Origin of the sequence: Mucilaginibacter polytrichastri (assembly GCF_001911425.1) — a bacterium.
GTDB classification, from domain to species: Bacteria; Bacteroidota; Bacteroidia; order Sphingobacteriales; family Sphingobacteriaceae; genus Mucilaginibacter; species Mucilaginibacter polytrichastri.
Genome location: NZ_MPPL01000001.1, coordinates 5,714,744 through 5,730,981, shown reverse-complemented (window position 1 = coordinate 5,730,981; position 16,238 = coordinate 5,714,744). Strand labels below are relative to the sequence as shown.

Here is a 16,238-nt window from a genome sequence, read left to right as displayed (position 1 = left end):
TAATGTAGAATCTTCATTAAAAATTTATAATTAATTTTTAATTTTTATTATATTAATACTGGCATGGTAATAGACCTATTGCATTGCAGTCTTTGTATGTATCTGGTTTATGAGTAAGAAAATTTTAGTCCTCGACGATGATCCGGATATTTTGGAGATTCTTTCTTTAATATTAGTAGAAGCCGGTTATGACATTCGTACCTTGACATGTGGGGATAATGTGTTTGACCATCTTAATGACTTTCAACCAGATTTGGTATTAATGGATGTAATGCTGGCCGGCATGGATGGCCGCTCAATTAGCAGAAACATTAAGGAAAACCATTTGACCAGTTCCGTACCCGTTATTCTGATTTCAGGGACACATGATCTCGTTGCATCGCTTCACCAGCCAGGTGCGCCGAATGATTTTGTCGCAAAGCCTTTTGATATTGATTATTTGCTTGAAAGGATAGAAAAACAATTGGCGGAGTGATCCATGTATTCCAATTAAACAATTTCGGCAATAGGAGATGTGTACGTACAGTTCGTATTTCCCTTTTTGAGGCAATTTTTCGGGAGTAGGTAGCTTCAAAACGTTTCCTTCTATCCATAGGCTAAGCTCACCTTTTTATGCAAAAGATTTCTTCCACACCTTGATGTAAATGAGGAGGCCGGCCTAAACCAGATAGCATGGTTAGCTCTATGAGGCTAAAAGTATCATCTGTCTGACCTGAATTTGCTTTGATAACCCATAAAACCGTCATATACATTTATGTAAGTTGATCATAAAAATTTTGATCCATTTTGATTACAAATAAGAAATACCTTGTAAAATACCTGCCAGTACATATGGCATAGATAATTGAGGTGTATGACCACTATTAATACAAAAGGTGCTTTTTACACCGGCAGCTTTTGCCATTTGATTTTGCGCACATAGGGCAATGGCTTTATCTTTCAAACAATGAATGTAAAATTTAGAGATGGTGCCAAAGCTTTTAGAGGTTAGCCTCACCGGATTGCTCAATGGCGCGGTAGGTTCAATTTGATAGTCATCAAAATAAAGTTGTGTATGCTGAAGTGCATCCGGACAAAAAACGTCCATCAATAGCGTCTTCTCAATTCCTAATGCCGGGCAATCCCAGGCAGTATTTAAACTGGAATTCACCGGAGATTCTTCATACCAGGATGATAGCGCTAATAGAGATTGCCCGTCAGCCGGTAGAAAGGCACTAATAAAAATCAACTTTTCAATTTTTTTTGGAATACATTCTGCAACTGCAGAAATTACCATTCCACCCAGACAATGACCTACTAAGATTACGGCTCCATCAATAAGGTTGATCTTTTCAATAACAGCGTCACGGTATATATCCATACTCAGCGCGTCTTGATTCCAGTCAACAGTGTCATGTCCGGGCAATGTGATGGTAATTACTTCTTGATTTTCATTTTCGAGGGCTTTTTTAACAAATTGCCAGGACGAACTTCCCTGCCATGCGCCGTGTACCAGCACATATATGTTGTTCATTTCCATGAGGTTGTCTATGAATAGTACAGTGAATAATTTCCTAAAACACATTAAACACCAACGATAGTGCACCATATTTTTTTTCTGGATTTAACATCGCCGTAGCTGCCATTGGGATATGATATTTAAAAACAATCAAATCTTTATTCAGCGTTACTCCGGTGTTGACAATATTGGGCTTTGACCCGTAAAAATTAGCCTGCCTTCCAAAAGCGAACCCACCTGCTACAAATACGTGGAGCTCGGTTGTTTCAAACTTCCAGAACCGGTAACCCAGTTCAACGTAGTTGGAATAACTATTAGCAACATTTCCATTATCGGTAGGATGTGTATCGCGACCCAAAATAATCGTTGCCCAATCTATGCTTAATGGAAAAGAATTACCAAACTTATAACCCGCTCTAACATCAATAAAATGAGAAGTACTGGATGGATTATAGTTAAAGATATCTGCGTTTGGAAAATTGCTGAAGTTATTGACATCCCAAATGGAAAAACTATACGTGGGTTTGGTGTAACTTACATAATAGTCAAACTCCTTATAATCGCCGGTAAAACTGGTACCACCCCATACGCCAACCGATAGGCTCTTTGACTTGGTAAAATCATAATGGATGTCTACATCGGTTATGGGCGCATCCGAGACTTTAAATCCCCGCCAGATGTAGTTGCTGCGCAGCTGCAAATTGATATCAAACGGTATATCTTTTTTTACCACATCGGTATCGGTTTTCTTCGCTAATTCTTGTGCCTTTACGTTAAGGCAAAGTCCTATAACTCCGGACATGGCCGTTAATCCTATTTTTACTAATGTTTTCATGGTACTTCATTTAAATAAGCGTGAATATTAGGACTATGGGTGTAATTGTAAAAACAGTAGTGCTGCGAGAACGGTTCCTATAACGGGCCCTAAAACTGGTACCCAGGAATAGGCCCAGTCACTGGAACCTTTGTTTGGTATCGGTAAAATGGCGTGCATAATGCGCGGGCCAAGGTCGCGGCATGGATTGATCGCATAGCCTGTTGTACCACCTAAAGAAAGCCCGATCACCACAACTAGTATAGCTACAGGTAATGCTCCTACAGAACCTAAGCCTATAGGTGTTTTAGTAGCTGTAATTTCACCGCCGGTTGTATAAAATATAGTTAACAAAAGCACAAAAGCGCCAATAACCTCGCTGGTCAAATTCACTTTATAATTTCGAATGGCGGGCCCTGTAGCGAATACCGCTAAAATACTTGCCGAATCTTTAGTACGCTTAAAATGATCAAAGTACATGATCCAAACCAGGAAGGCACCTGTAGCCGCTCCCAGCATTTGCGCACATATGTACGGCAGCACATTCACCCAGGGAAATTTACCGGCTATAGCCAACCCAATGGTGATTGCCGGGTTAAAGTGAGCCCCGCTGTAAGGGCCAGCCACAACAACACCAACAAATACGGCGAAGCCCCAGGCGGTACAGATCACCATCCAGCCGCTGTTATTGCCTTTGGTATCATTTAATAAAACATTGGCAACCACGCCATCGCCTAATAGTATCATCAACATAGTGCCGAGAAATTCGGCCATAAAAGGAGTCATAAGCTTGGAAATTAAGTGAATTGATTATAAATTATTTATCTGCCAGTACATCTTCTGCTGCTTGAGCCGCATGAATTGCTTTTTTCCAGCCTGCTATTCCCTGTTGTATCATAGCTTCATCAGCATCGGGGGTAAACTCTTTTTCGACTTTCCATAATTGCTGTATTTCGGCAATATCTTTCCAGTAACCTACGGCCAGTCCCGCCAGGTAAGCCGCGCCTAAGGCGGTTGTTTCTACCACTTCTGGTCTGATTACTTTACAATTCAATAAATCCGATTGAAACTGCATCAGTAAATTATTCGCTGTAGCACCGCCATCAACCCTAAGTTCTTTGATTTCCATACCTGAGTCCGCTTCCATAGCTTTAAGCACATCCATGGTTTGATAACCAATGGCTTCCAGAGCCGCGCGGGCAATATGCGCATCTGTTGTGCCACGGCTGAGCCCAATCATGGTTCCGCGCACATTGGGGTTCCAGTACGGAGCGCCCAATCCTGCAAATGCAGGAACAAAATATACGCCGCCTGTATTTTCCACGCTTAGTGCCAGTTTTTCAACATCTGCCGATTTCTTGATTACGCCCAAACCATCACGCAACCATTGCACTACCGCGCCAGCTATAAAAATACTACCCTCAAAGGCATACTGTATTTTGCCGTCAATTTTCCAGGCAACTGTGGTAAGCAGATTATTCTTTGATTCAATGAATTGGTCACCGATATTCATCAGCATAAAGCATCCTGTTCCGTAGGTATTTTTAACCATCGCTTTATCAATACACATTTGCCCGAACAGCGCCGCCGATTGGTCGCCTGCAATACCCGCAATGGGAACCTTTGACGCGAAAATGGTTGTGGCCGTTTCACCGTAAATTTCGCTGGACTGTTTGACCTCCGGCAACATGCTTTTGGGTATACCGATCAGATCCAGCAGTTCCTGATCCCATTCCTGTTTTACAATATCAAAAAGCATGGATCGGCTGGCGTTGGTGATGTCGGTAATATGCACCTTACCGCGGGTAAACTTCCATACTAACCAACTGTCCACTGTGCCGAAAGCCAGTTCGCCGGCTTCTGCTCTAGCTCTGGCCCCTTCCACATTGTCCAGAATCCATTTAATTTTAGTACCCGAGAAATAAGGATCGATAACCAATCCGGTTTTGGCTCGTATTTTATCTTCATGGCCAGCCTTTTTGAGTTCTTCGCAATAATCTGCCGTACGGCGATCCTGCCAAACAATAGCGTTATATATTGGCTCACTGGTCTTCCTGTCCCAAACGATAGTTGTTTCGCGCTGGTTGGATATTCCTATTGCTTTTATATTGGTTCCGTTGATCCCTAATTTTACAGTTGCTTCAGCAGCAACACTGGCCTGGGATGACCATATCTCGTTAGCGTCATGTTCTACCCATCCTGATTTTGGAAAGATCTGTTTAAATTCTTTTTGAGCTATGGCCTTTATTTTGCCTTTGCGATCAAAAATAATCGCGCGCGAACTGGTAGTACCCTGATCCAGGGCCAAAATGTAATCTTCCATAATTTTACTGATTAAAAGTTTGTGAAGCGTTAGTATTATACCTTGCCGGGATAGGGAACCAGTAGGTAGGTTTTTGCAAGCGCTCTAAAAGCTGTCACCTGTTTTAATTCCCAATCTGCTCCGTGATTAAGTTCCGATGCGATGAGTGCGGCAACTTTAGGAGCTACGTCATAGGCCAGGCGGGCATTTAGAAAAAGAATTCTTACTCTTCTGGCTAAAATATCTTCCAATGTTCTTGCCATTTCGTTTCGGACGGCCCAGATGACTTCTGCACCTATAAATTCAGCACGCGGGTCAAGTTTCTGTGCCCAGTCTTTGTTTTCTTTACACAAAGCAAGTACCGCATCACGATCCGTACCATATACATACAAATGATTCTTACGATCTACATTGGGCGTACTGCCATGTATGAGTAGACTTTTTGTTTTTACAGGTTGCTTTGTCAGTTTACCGACAACAATTGCTTTATTCACGGTATCTTCGGCCATTTTTCGGTAGGTTGTCCACTTGCCACCTGTAATGGTTATTAAACCCGAGTCTGCAACGATGATCTTATGGCTCCTGGAAATTTCTTTCGTTTTATCAGAGCCATCCTGCGGGGCAGCCAGGGGTCGCAAGCCGGCAAACATGCTCAGCACATCTTTATGCTCTGGTGCTTTAATCAGGTATTGATTTGCGGTGCGGATAATAAAGTCAACTTCTTCCGCCAATGCTTTTGGCTCCAGGCTATGTTCTTTGAGCGGCGTATCTGTGGTACCGATCACCAAACGATCATGCCAGGGCACAACGAACAGCACACGTCCATCTGATGTTTTGGGTATCATCAGCGCGTCTTCCCCAGGCATAAAAGCTTTATCTACCACTAAATGAATTCCCTGGCTCGGCCTTAGCATCGCTTTTTCACCCGGCTGATCCATTTGCAGGATTTCATCCGCGAAGACGCCCGTGGCATTAATTACTGTTTTACCTTTAACAGCATATATTTTTCCGGTTTCTGCATCTGTTGTTATCACGCCGTTAATTTTACCGCGTGCATCTTTTACCAAGCCGGTTACTTTAAAATAGTTTAGCACTGTCGCGCCCTGTTCTATGGCGGTTTGCGCAATATTGATGGCGAGCCGCGAATCGTCGAATTGCCCGTCATGATAAGAAACGCCTCCATAAAGACCCTTTTGCTGAATGGTAGGTATCCGCTTAATTACTGTCTTTTTGGATAGATGTTTTGCACGGCCAAAACCAAGCTTGCCTGCCAATAAATCATATAGGCTTAACCCTATGGTGTAATAAAGGCCGCTCCACCACTCGTAATTAGGAATGATGAAAGTTTCGTTTTTTACAAGGTGCGCCGCGTTTTTGAGCATCAGTCCACGCTCATGTAAGGCTTCTATCACTAAACTAATGTCTCCCTGGGCGAGATACCTAACGCCGCCATGAGCCAGCTTGGTGCTTCTGCTGGAAGTACCTTTAGCAAAATCTATCTGCTCTAAAAGTAATGTTTGATACCCCCTTGAGGCAGCATCCAGCGCCGTGCCTAATCCTGTTGCACCTCCGCCTATAATAATGACATCCCATAGTTTTTCAGGATCTGCTAAGCCTTCCGTGATCTTAACCCGATTAAAAAGGGCATTCGAAGTGTCTCGTTTATCCGCACTGCTGATTTGTTCGACCATGTTCATGTTATTTGTATTTAAGGAAGTAACAGCTATAAATAACCCAATTGTGTTAATGCTTCATGAATACTTGCAATTGAATTGTGATTCGCTTTTTGTTGAGCTTCCCTGATTTGTTCGGCTGTAACCAGCCATTTTTGAGACCAGTCCTGAACCTCATTATCTTTATTGAGATTAATGGTCAGTATGTTTCTATATTTTCCTTTCATCAATTCGTCCATACAGCAAAAGATTAAACCTAAATTTTAGGTAATTAGCAACGTGACTTATTTTTTAGAAAACTTGCAGAATAGGTACTGAATTACCAATCAGCGATGTGCTGAAATTGATAAAAGCTTGGTGAACAACAGGTGTTGAATGGGGTGTAATATCGTGATGAGTTCCCCTTATCGAAGTGACTTGAATTATTTTCCATCGGCTTGCCTGCTAACGCAGTTTAATAAGTATCTGAATTAAAAATTCGGCCCTTTTTCTTAAAGTCGATACTGGGTCAACTCTTACATGTCCGGAATGTTTCGAATTATTCTTCAAATGGCAATATAATCGTTTACATGACAGTCAGATGTTATTTGTCTTTAATATCTGCTTGCCAAATAATTAATCAGCGAAGTGATAATTCATTCTACCGTAACCAATTATTATAAATAGCTATTTGCAAAGCGTCAGGATGATCTATCGGCGTAATACTAAAACTCTTTTCATATTTTGTGCTCAGTATAACACTGACAATATTGATTTTTTTATCCCTTAATACTTTTAATTGCAATTGGTCACCTGGTCTTTTGTCCGTCATTAAACTTTTAAAATAGGACTGGCTGGCCCTCATCCCATTGACCTCTATGATTTTATCTCTGGCTTTAATTCCCGCATTAAAAGCGGAGGATGGCCAGGTTATACTTCTCACCACCCAACTGGTGTCTGCAGAATGATAACCCACTTCCGCACCCATGGTCAGGCTCGGCAATGCTTTGGTAACCGTATCAATTGACAAACCCGCATAGGACAAATATTTAGGATAATTTACCACTGCTACCGTAGTCGAATAGCTAAAAAGTTCTTTAAGCGGTGAACCTGCAACGATTTCGCATTCCTGCTGAAACTCCAGGTCGGTAAATCCTCGATTTTTTAGCTGATAGTATTTTTTATATAAAGCGCGCATTACATCGTCGAGTGATTTTTTATTTTGCGTTTCATGGCGGATCTTCAGATCAAGCATCATACCCATTACACACCCCTTATCATAAACAGATATGGTTTTAGCAACTTCTTCAGGTGTACGTTCTGTTGGTTTGCCCCTCATTGCCCAAATCCCCCGGCTTGACTGGATCAAAGTTTGATATAAGTGGCCCGACGAATTTTCGTAATTCTGTATATGTTCCTGGTAATTAGCCAGCACACGTTCCGGGGTCATTAAACCGGCCCGCCGTAAGATCAGGTATTCATAGTAATCCGTAAATCCTTCCGATACCCAAAGCATATTGGTATAATTCTCTTTGGTATAATCAAATGGACCTAACGCAATTGGTCGTATTCGCTTAACATTGTAAAGGTGAAAATACTCATGCGCTAAAAAAGCGTACATACTTTCTTTGATTTTAGGTTGTGTAAGTACTGCGCTATCATTAGCCATGATCAGGGAAGCAGAGTTCAGATGCTCGATCCCGCCGAAACCATGAATAGGCATGCCCACCCCTAAAAAGGAATAATGATTGTACGGAACGTCACCTATTATTGCACTTCCGCTCTCCGCAATTTTGGTAAGATTATCCATAAACAATTTGCGGTCAAAATGCCCCATTTGGTAACCGATGAATGCTAACCTTTTTCCTTTAACTGCCGATGCCGGAAACTGTTCCAGCTTACCCATTAAAAACGGGCTGTCGTATAAAACGTCGAAATTTTTAACCAGGAAAGTATTTACCCTACCCGGTAGCGGATCAAGTCCTGTCGCCACTAATCGCGGCCAGTTTTTATACGGTTTGATCTCGACGGTCAAAGGTAGCTTCAGTCTATCATCCAGGTACATGAAAATTGCTCCCGGTACAAAATAACCGTAGTTTTCGTCGAGGTTGGCGTTAGCGATAAAAGGATTGTCAGCTTTAACATCATAGTTCAAAATCACATCAGATCGCCCATTAGCTTGCACGCTCCAGGTACTGTCAGTACCTTTTTTCCACCAAAGTGGCTTTCCGGTTCTGTCCGTTGCCGTGAAATTTGATACCGCCCCGCCAAAATCTGCAATTTCATAAAATCCCGGTGTCCAGGCGCACATACGAAATCTTAGTGTCGCCTTATTTAACTGGCTATAATTTAATTTCACATGATAGAGATGGCTTGACGGGTCTGGTACGGAAACCGTATAAACCATCTTTGTTTTCTGTTGAGCAAAAAGCGGCGTTGAAATACTGCAAATAAACACTAATGATATAAATGAATACTTGAGGATATTGGTAATCGAATTTTTCATGTATTAGATTTTTACGCTGCCTGTAATAAAGCAGGGATAATTACTATAAAGTCTTCCGACAGCCGGAATCTGCCGATTCGACTAATTTATCCAAAAACTCATGCCGTTTTACTGCGTAGCTGAAAGAGGGAAAAAAACACGTCCCATCTGCAATGTCGGCAGCAATTTCCTGATAACCATAATATACAGCCCTTGAAAGATCAGCGTCAACGCCGGGAGCTCCTCCGTCTTTAGGATGGTAGCTGGCGGGGATTTCCAATGTGTTTAACGGTTCTCCGTCAAATGACGCTTGTAGGGCTACTTTTCCAAACTGCAAATGACCGATCGGTGAAGTGATCACTATTTCGCCTTTGGTTCCTTTTATTGCCCAATAAAGGTTATCGCCGGGTGAGGTACCCCCGCGGTAATGGATAGAACAAACCGTGCCATCTTTGAGGGTTCCATTTAACATGATCTGGTCATGGACAAGCATCGGTACCTCGCGATTACTATCTTCTATGTGGACTGATTTGTTTCTTGTAGCTAAAAGGGCTGATATTTCTTTGAAGTTGCCTAACACAAATTCGAGGCCGTCAACTGTCTGCGCAAACGGTATCGTCATCATATTCGCCCCTGTTTTAGGATCAAGGAGGTAAGCAAAGGATTCATTTGGCAGACTGGTACCCCAGTTTGGGCCTGTACCAGTGACTGTTGATGATAAGACCTTTCCTATCTTTCCCTCAGCAATTATACTTTTTAAGTATTTCAACTCGGGTAGCGCGTGGGCCTGTAATCCGGCAAATGTCCTGATACCTTTTTCTTCCGCTATGGCAGTGAGTGCTTTGGCTTCCGCCGTCCCGTTTCCCAGCGGCCATTCACAAAAAACCATTTTACCCGTTTCAAGGGCTGTTCTTACCAGATGATCATGCGCTGGAACTTTAACCGCGACCACCACAAGCTGTACTTTAGGATGATTGATGAGATCAAATTCATTATCAAAAGCATTGGGTATGTCAAACTTTTTAGCTGTAGCCTCAGCTGACTTTATATTTGAAGTACTTACGGCAACAAGTTCAAATTCTTGAACTAATTTTTTGAGCGCAGGTATATGCCCATTGACGGCCCAGCTTCCTTCTCCTGCACCAATGATGCCTACACCGATCTTCTCTTTTTTCATGTTGATGTAATTTATACCCCAAGGGGTGGTTCAATTACTTTACAGACCAATTGGCCCCCGGCAATCTCGGTTTGGATATGCTTATAACGTGTTAAGTTATACTGAAGCTTTACTTAACAACTGCTAAGCAGCGTTTAGGTTTCACTTAACGATTGATTACCATTATCTATTCAAAGCATTTAAAAATCTTTCCGGATACCTTGTACCTGAAACTATTCCTGCGGGCATGATCGCTTCGATACTATGCAAGTCGTCCTTAGTCAAATTCACTTCCTCGGTTGCGATATTTTCCTTTAGGTATTTGATCCGCTTGGTACCTGGTATCGTAATGATGTCATCGCCCTGTGCAAGTACCCAGGCGATGGCCAACTGCGAGGCAGTACAGCCTTTTTTTTCAGCCAATGACTTGATCTTCTCTACAAGTTCTAAATTCTTATAGAAGTTTTCGCCTTGATAACGGGGCATGTTAACCCGGCTGTCTTTGAGGTCTTCGGGTGTTTTAAATTCTCCGCTTAAAAAGCCACGGCTTAATGGCGCATAAGCAACCAGGCCAATACCCAATTCACGAATGGTTGGAAGGACTTCCTTTTCTATGTCGCGGCTCCAAAGGGAGTATTCGATTTGTAATGCCGTGATCGGATGAACAGTAGCTGCCTTTCGAATAGATTCCGCAGATGCTTCAGATAAGCCGATGTAGCGTATCACACCTTTTTGTACAAGGTCGGCTAACGCACCTACGGTTTCTTCGATGGGTAAATTAGGGTCTACCCTTGCCGGTGTATAAAGATCAATGTAATCTGTTTGAAGGCGCCGAAGGCTGTAAAATACCGCATTCTGTATAAATTCCGGCCGTCCGGTCACCGATCCGGGGCCCATCGCTCCATTAGTTCCAGCTGCGACAAGCTGGCCGGTTTTTACCGACAGGAATGCTTTTTCCCGTTTGCCCTTGATAGCCTGGCCAATTAACCCCTCATTGTGTCCCGCAAGATAATAATCAGCCGTATCTAAAAAGTTATGGCCGAGCTCCAGTGCTTTTTCTATAGTTTCGATAGATGTGGTATCATCTGATTTGCCGTAAGCACCTGACATGCCCATGCACCCTAAACCCACCGGTGAAACCAGTGGTCCGTTTTTCCCAAGTATCCTTTTCATAATTCGATGTTTTATTCCGAACAAAGGTCAGGAGAACATCGGGGAAAGAGCCGGACAAAACGCATTAGTTCCCTGACAAATCCTGAATAAACGTGTTTATCGTTTTACCGGTTGATTTTTTAAATAGGCGGGAAAAGTATTCGGGATCGTTAAAGCCAAGGCCAAAGGCCAGTTCCTTTATGGAGCTTTCCGAATAGTAGATTCTGCGTTTTGCTTCCAGTATGAGCCGTTTGGTAATGAATTCTTTAGGGGAAAGGCCTGAGTAATGTTTAACAATGGAATACAAGCTATTGGTATTCAGCGCGAGGTTTTCAGCGATGCCATTTATGGTAAGTTGATCGGTTAACTTGTCTTCAACGAAAAGCTTGAAACCGATGTATTTAGAAAGTTTATCATCTGCGGGGCTTTTATCAGCAGAAAAATAAGCCGTGTTGATCTCTGTTAAAAGGCTATGGAGGTGTGCAAGGATGAGTTCAGGATCAGTTTCTGGTGTGCTTAAAAGATCAAGTAATATTTCAAAGATTGATTTTAATCTTTTCGCAGCTGGCAAGCTAAAGGCAATTTTTTGTGTGTTGAAAGGATTGGTAAGAAAAAGGTATTGTTTTGGTAAACGGGAAAGACAATCTTCATCAAAACCGAGTTTGTAGTAATCGTTCCCATGTTTTGAAGTTGGCAGATCGTGTATTTGATGCGGAAGCACGAAAAGAAGTTCATTATCACTGATCTCGAATTGCTCCAGATCCACGCCATGGCGGGTGAGGCCATCTATCATAAATAAAAAAAAGTAATACGTTTTGCGTTGGGTGAGACCGAATTTGTCCGAGATCTCCGGAGGGAGGTGTCCGAATGAAGGCGAAATGATGCGAATAGAGAGTTTGCTATTTTGTTGAGGAAAATTGCGCAGTGGGTCGATCTCTTGCATAAAGTAAACATAACAAATAAGTTTTGATTGGAGATTCTGCCCGCTTAGCAATGCAAATACCATAATACATTTTATGTCTTACATCGGTAGAAACCGACTGATGGTCGATTAGATTATTTTTCATAATCTGTGTCCCGATACTATTTTTATTATTGTATAAGAGTTAACATCAAAATAAAATGGATTTACAGCAAGATTGGTCAAGACGAAGGTTTTTACGTGCCGCAACTATAGCAGGAGGTGGTGCGATCATGATTGGTTAAGTGATTTATAGTTTCAAAATCATAATAATGAGAATATATCAGGGAAGGGTATAAAAGCAATGCCCGGCATCATTTGCCGGGCATTCAACTGATTATTAACTATAAACGGACGTACCATTTCATATAAAGTGAGTGTTAATAGTGCAATGAAAAATCTTCCTTGTCGAATACTTCGGCAAGTTTGGATATAGATTTATAACCAAACTTGCGCCATCTCAGCATGGTCCTGACGCTGTAGGAATCAATAAATTCCGCCATTGTTATTTCATGATAGTTGTCTACGTTAGCTTTAAGGAACATGATGATTTTCCACTCGGCACCATGTTTCTCCAATACAGTATTCAGTTTTTCCATAGTATAAGTTAATGATGTGGTGAGTTGACGATTATATAAGTTCCCTCGTGAAATACCAGCGTGCCGGGCCAAGGCTACTCGGCCGTGATTTATCTGTAATTTTGGTCCCTGCGGATCTTAGAACGCATGTATTCCTGAAAAAGTTCCTCCTGAGCGGCTCTTTCATCCTTCCTTTTCAGCCTTTTATATAATGCCCAAAAGAACCATCTCCAAGCTACAAGTGTGACCAGGTATAAGATCCAGCCATGGCGATTGCCCAATGCCGATAGCAGGCATACGGTAGAAATAAAGAAAGTAAAAATAAGATGAATGATCGTTTTCATGATTTCAACTATTAAATAACGGATTTTTAAGACGCTTTTCAGCCAAAAAAGTAGCAATCTGTTCGATATGAAAAATTAGTTGACCTCGAAAATTCGGTTATGTTGCCTTGCGTCCTGAACATGGCTGCGGATCGTGTCAATGATGTCTGAAACCGGTATGCCGGTCAATGTCATTGATTTATTTTCAGGGTCAGTTGTTTTCAGGGTCAGGTTCATCAGGCGAAAAACCTGTAAGATAAGTGGCTGGGTGACGGTATAATCCTTGATACGGAACATTTCTAAGTTATCCAGCCGCTTAGAAAAGATTCCGGTCCGGATGCGGATGACTTCCGCAGTGATGAGGTAAAGTATGCTCCTGATAAACATAAAACGGTACCCGGCAATTATAATGATTGTCAGGCTTGGCCAGATGAATAACGGAAAAAGCCACCAGGCGATTCCTAAAAATAGCAGGGCCAGCAGCAGTAGTGGTAATACCTGTAAAAAAGCATATAAAGCGGCAGGCCGTAAGACCAGCTCCGGTCTTTCCTTCATTTCTTCTATTTCCATAAATTTTATTGTTGATTTTTAATTATCGGGAAGTTTGCCTGCCTTTAACTGCTGCAAATAAGAGTCAAAGCCAGGTGGTTTTTGCGTCGCGATTCGGAACCGGCATCCGGTTTTTTTTTCGAAGGCATTCAGGCTGAAAGCTTGTACAGGAAAAACATAATTGGAATACCTGTAGTTAACGATGATAAATTCACCTTCCAGAAATATGGCCACAGGAATATTTGATAAACCCGCGGCCACTTTCAATTCACATACGCGTGCCAGGATATCTTTGCCAAAAACCAGTGTGAACATCCTTCCGGCAAAGTTTCTGGTTAGCCAGCTGATCTGATCCGGGGATGGTTTAGCGCCAACTGCAGCAAATAATAAACCGTCTACGTTATTAAATGCTGCATATTTGACCGACAGGTAAGCAATAGCCTCCATGGCTGATGCACAAATAAAGACACGCCGGATCATGTTGCTATTAGAGTTACCCGCTAGCCAAAGCATTTCTGTGTCGGGCACCCGATGAAAGGCAAACCCAAAATGTTCCGTATCGTTCCCGTAGGGAAAGATCAAATTGCCGTTGGCATCGCTATGGTAATGAGCTGCAAAGAATTCCTGCACTTCGGAACGGACGCCCAGGCGGGTTAAAAAGGCATGCATTACCGTTTCATGCCGGAACGGGAATAGCCCCGGCTATATTCATTTTTATTCTGAAACTCCATTGCCTGGCCTTTTTCTTTTCCTTCGGCCTGCATATCTTTCAATGCCTGGTGGTAACCTTTACCGTAATGTTTACGGCTTTCATCTTCCTTTTTCTCGCCTAATAATGCGTTCATACCTTTAAATAAGAGATACGAAATACCGCCGTCAATCAGGATGGAGGCGACAAGCGCCAGTTTATTGGCGCTGATTCCTTGTCGGTTGGTCCCGGAATACTGGAATTTAGTACCGTCCTTGAGTTCCACTTCCTTGCCTTTGCGGTAACGTTCCTTTTGTTCAAGCGTTAGCTTCTCATTATTCACGAAATCCGGGACGAGGACCTTTTCGGTGTCGGTAACGATAAACTCATTGGTGTCCTTATCAAACTCGATCAGGATATCCGTTTCCTTGCCTTCAGTGTCTGACAGTACTTTTTTGATATTAACGAGTTCACCTTTTTCCAAAGCCTCCGCTTCGGAATCCGTCAGGTATTTGGGGTATTCCGCCTCGCGGTAGATCGGGTGGACCAGCAGGTCAAGATGTCCGGCCTCATTTTGTTTCAGCGACAGTTTGGCGTCCATCGCCAGGATATGAATACCCTCAGAAACCAGGTTTTCCAGGCGGAGCATATCGGTACGCCTGCCGGATAAAAGCGCTTTCAGGTCTTCTTCGCTTAATATGAGCCGGCCATTTTTGGACAGCCCGATCTTTTCCAGGTCCTCCATCGGGAGGGCCTGTTCATCAAATAATTGATCTGTCATCGGTGGTTATCTTTTCATTTTATAGGAAGTTGTATTTTCTTCAGCAAGGGCTGCTTCGGGAACTTCCATTTCCACGTTAAAGCCTTTTTGTGTGCTATTGCTTTTCGCAATAGCTTTTTCCTGCATATTTTCCTGGACAATACCCTGTTCTGCCGCAAGTTCCTTGGCTATTTCTTTGCCGGGGTTATTGCGTGCCTCCACAAGATTAGTGTACAGCTTGTCTTTCGGCCCTACCTTAAATTTGTTGCCTGAATTTTGTTCCAGTATCTGGGCTGTCTTTCCCTTTAGCACGGCCAGTACCTCATACTTAGCGTTTTTGTACGGAATGATATCGCCCTTATTTAAGGTGGTCAGGTTGGCTTTTTCTGAAGCCGTTTCTTTAATTTCACGTTTTTGCTCAGCATTGACGATCAGGTCGGCCATTTTCTGTGCATCGCGGGAGGCCCTGAATATTTCATAAGGCTCATCCTTTAAGAGCTTTACGAAGTTGCTGGCATAGGCTGCATGCTGGCCGAAGTTATGCCCTGTCTTTAACTCTCCGCCGACCAGCATGGAGGCAATGCTTGCGCGCAGTTCCTCACGTGCGTAATCAAGGGACCCGAATTTACCCTCCATCGGGCGGTTTAACCGGCTTTCATGGCCGGTCCAATGCGCCAGTTGGTGAATGGCTGCTGTGTAATATTGGGTTTGGTTCTCAAACTGGTCTTTTTCCGGCAGGTGGATTTCGTCTTTTACCCGGTCATAAAAAGCTTCGTTCCCGCCGTGTACGATCACTGCCTTGCTGTCTGCGATCAATTTTTCAGCTTGCTCATTCGGGCTAAGTGTCTGACCTGCCTCTTTTTCCTTTTGAAATTCGGCTAAAGTCGGAATATCATTGATCTGTTCGCCGTTAAACAAAAAAGCTTTAGCCTTGACAGCCTTGTCAAACTCAACGGTTTTGGTCTGCGTTTTACCTTCATCATCTTTGATCTTTTGACCGTCAACAGTCCTAATGGCCTGAATGTCGGTTTTTTTAGAGAAATCGATCAGTGTGCCCTTGGAGCCTTCCTTTACCAGGTAACCGGCAAAGCGGGCATGGTTAGCGGTCATCCAGCGAGGGTCATCGAAGCCCTTAGTGCCGAGGATCACTGCGTTCATGCCGCGATAGTTTTTACCAGTCGTCGGATTTAGCGGTAAAACAAATGCGGGCTGGCCGTTATCTTTAACGGGTTTTTGAAACGGCGAGGTGCCGGCTTTCAGTTCTGCGATCAGTTTTTCTGCGAACTGTTCGTGTACGGGTTTGAATTGTTTGCTCATAAT

18 protein-coding genes are annotated in these 16,238 nt (G+C 42.9%); 2 read left to right on the top strand and 16 right to left on the bottom strand.

The genetic code is table 11. The features are described from left to right. Nucleotides 1-109 precede the first annotated feature (109 nt). Nucleotides 110-475: a response regulator gene (locus RG47T_RS24990; protein WP_074492931.1), complete on the top strand. Its 366-nt coding sequence runs from the start codon at nucleotides 110-112 to the stop codon at nucleotides 473-475. 315 nt (nucleotides 476-790) lie between these two features. On the opposite strand, the gene RG47T_RS24985 is transcribed toward RG47T_RS24990, so the two are convergent. From RG47T_RS24985 to RG47T_RS24940, 10 genes are all read right to left on the bottom strand, one after another. After that, complete coding sequence (locus RG47T_RS24985; protein ID WP_074493763.1) at nucleotides 791-1,519, bottom strand: alpha/beta fold hydrolase; 729 nt, start codon at nucleotides 1,517-1,519, stop codon at nucleotides 791-793. Nucleotides 1,520-1,553: 34 nt separating this feature from the next. Continuing rightward, nucleotides 1,554-2,333, bottom strand: coding sequence for a hypothetical protein (locus RG47T_RS24980; RefSeq protein ID WP_074492929.1), 780 nt, complete (start codon nucleotides 2,331-2,333; stop codon nucleotides 1,554-1,556). Between the two features lie 33 nt (nucleotides 2,334-2,366). Continuing rightward, entirely contained in the window at nucleotides 2,367-3,098 is a 732-nt protein-coding gene (locus RG47T_RS24975) for an MIP/aquaporin family protein (protein ID WP_074492927.1), read from the bottom strand. Nucleotides 3,099-3,129: 31 nt separating this feature from the next. Then, nucleotides 3,130-4,635: a glycerol kinase GlpK gene (glpK, locus tag RG47T_RS24970; RefSeq protein ID WP_074492925.1), complete on the bottom strand. Its 1,506-nt coding sequence runs from the start codon at nucleotides 4,633-4,635 to the stop codon at nucleotides 3,130-3,132. 35 nt (nucleotides 4,636-4,670) lie between these two features. After that, nucleotides 4,671-6,305, bottom strand: coding sequence for a glycerol-3-phosphate dehydrogenase/oxidase (locus RG47T_RS24965; protein WP_074493761.1), 1,635 nt, complete (start codon nucleotides 6,303-6,305; stop codon nucleotides 4,671-4,673). 32 nt (nucleotides 6,306-6,337) lie between these two features. Continuing rightward, the gene (locus tag RG47T_RS24960) at nucleotides 6,338-6,526 is read right to left on the bottom strand and encodes a DUF3606 domain-containing protein (protein ID WP_074492923.1); all 189 of its coding nucleotides are present in this window, start codon (nucleotides 6,524-6,526) and stop codon (nucleotides 6,338-6,340) included. 401 nt (nucleotides 6,527-6,927) lie between these two features. Then, complete coding sequence (locus tag RG47T_RS24955) at nucleotides 6,928-8,772, bottom strand: M61 family metallopeptidase (RefSeq protein WP_083627521.1); 1,845 nt, start codon at nucleotides 8,770-8,772, stop codon at nucleotides 6,928-6,930. Nucleotides 8,773-8,815: 43 nt separating this feature from the next. Continuing rightward, nucleotides 8,816-9,928 (bottom strand): Gfo/Idh/MocA family protein, encoded by a 1,113-nt coding sequence (locus RG47T_RS24950; protein WP_074492918.1) that lies wholly within the window; start codon nucleotides 9,926-9,928, stop codon nucleotides 8,816-8,818. 162 nt (nucleotides 9,929-10,090) lie between these two features. Next, nucleotides 10,091-11,080 (bottom strand): aldo/keto reductase, encoded by a 990-nt coding sequence (locus RG47T_RS24945; RefSeq protein WP_074492916.1) that lies wholly within the window; start codon nucleotides 11,078-11,080, stop codon nucleotides 10,091-10,093. 64 nt (nucleotides 11,081-11,144) lie between these two features. Continuing rightward, on the bottom strand, nucleotides 11,145-12,002 hold the full coding sequence (locus RG47T_RS24940; protein WP_074492912.1) for a helix-turn-helix domain-containing protein: 858 nt from the start codon (nucleotides 12,000-12,002) through the stop codon (nucleotides 11,145-11,147). 179 nt (nucleotides 12,003-12,181) lie between these two features. Here RG47T_RS24940 and RG47T_RS27135 point away from each other — a divergent pair, with 179 nt between their 5' ends. Then, entirely contained in the window at nucleotides 12,182-12,265 is an 84-nt protein-coding gene (locus RG47T_RS27135; RefSeq protein WP_083627520.1) for a twin-arginine translocation signal domain-containing protein, read from the top strand. Nucleotides 12,266-12,400: 135 nt separating this feature from the next. Here the strand turns inward: RG47T_RS27135 and RG47T_RS24935 are convergent, their stop codons facing one another. The 6 genes from RG47T_RS24935 to RG47T_RS24910 all read right to left on the bottom strand — a co-directional run bounded on the left by RG47T_RS24935 (nucleotide 12,401) and on the right by RG47T_RS24910 (nucleotide 16,235). Then, nucleotides 12,401-12,619 (bottom strand): hypothetical protein, encoded by a 219-nt coding sequence (locus RG47T_RS24935; RefSeq protein WP_074492910.1) that lies wholly within the window; start codon nucleotides 12,617-12,619, stop codon nucleotides 12,401-12,403. A gap of 89 nt (nucleotides 12,620-12,708) precedes the next feature. Next, nucleotides 12,709-12,942, bottom strand: a complete 234-nt coding sequence (locus RG47T_RS24930) for a hypothetical protein (RefSeq protein WP_074492907.1) — start codon at nucleotides 12,940-12,942, stop codon at nucleotides 12,709-12,711. A gap of 75 nt (nucleotides 12,943-13,017) precedes the next feature. Beyond that, on the bottom strand, nucleotides 13,018-13,491 hold the full coding sequence (locus tag RG47T_RS24925) for a PH domain-containing protein (RefSeq protein ID WP_074492905.1): 474 nt from the start codon (nucleotides 13,489-13,491) through the stop codon (nucleotides 13,018-13,020). A gap of 18 nt (nucleotides 13,492-13,509) precedes the next feature. Continuing rightward, the gene (locus RG47T_RS24920) at nucleotides 13,510-14,139 is read right to left on the bottom strand and encodes a hypothetical protein (RefSeq protein WP_074492903.1); all 630 of its coding nucleotides are present in this window, start codon (nucleotides 14,137-14,139) and stop codon (nucleotides 13,510-13,512) included. After that, nucleotides 14,139-14,939 carry a DUF4099 domain-containing protein gene (locus RG47T_RS24915; RefSeq protein WP_074492900.1) on the bottom strand — a complete coding sequence of 267 codons (801 nt, stop codon included), beginning with the start codon at nucleotides 14,937-14,939 and terminating at the stop codon, nucleotides 14,139-14,141. Before RG47T_RS24915 ends, RG47T_RS24920 begins: the two co-directional genes overlap by 1 nt. Before the next feature lie 6 nt (nucleotides 14,940-14,945). Continuing rightward, complete coding sequence (locus tag RG47T_RS24910; protein WP_074492898.1) at nucleotides 14,946-16,235, bottom strand: ArdC family protein; 1,290 nt, start codon at nucleotides 16,233-16,235, stop codon at nucleotides 14,946-14,948. Nucleotides 16,236-16,238 lie beyond the last annotated feature (3 nt).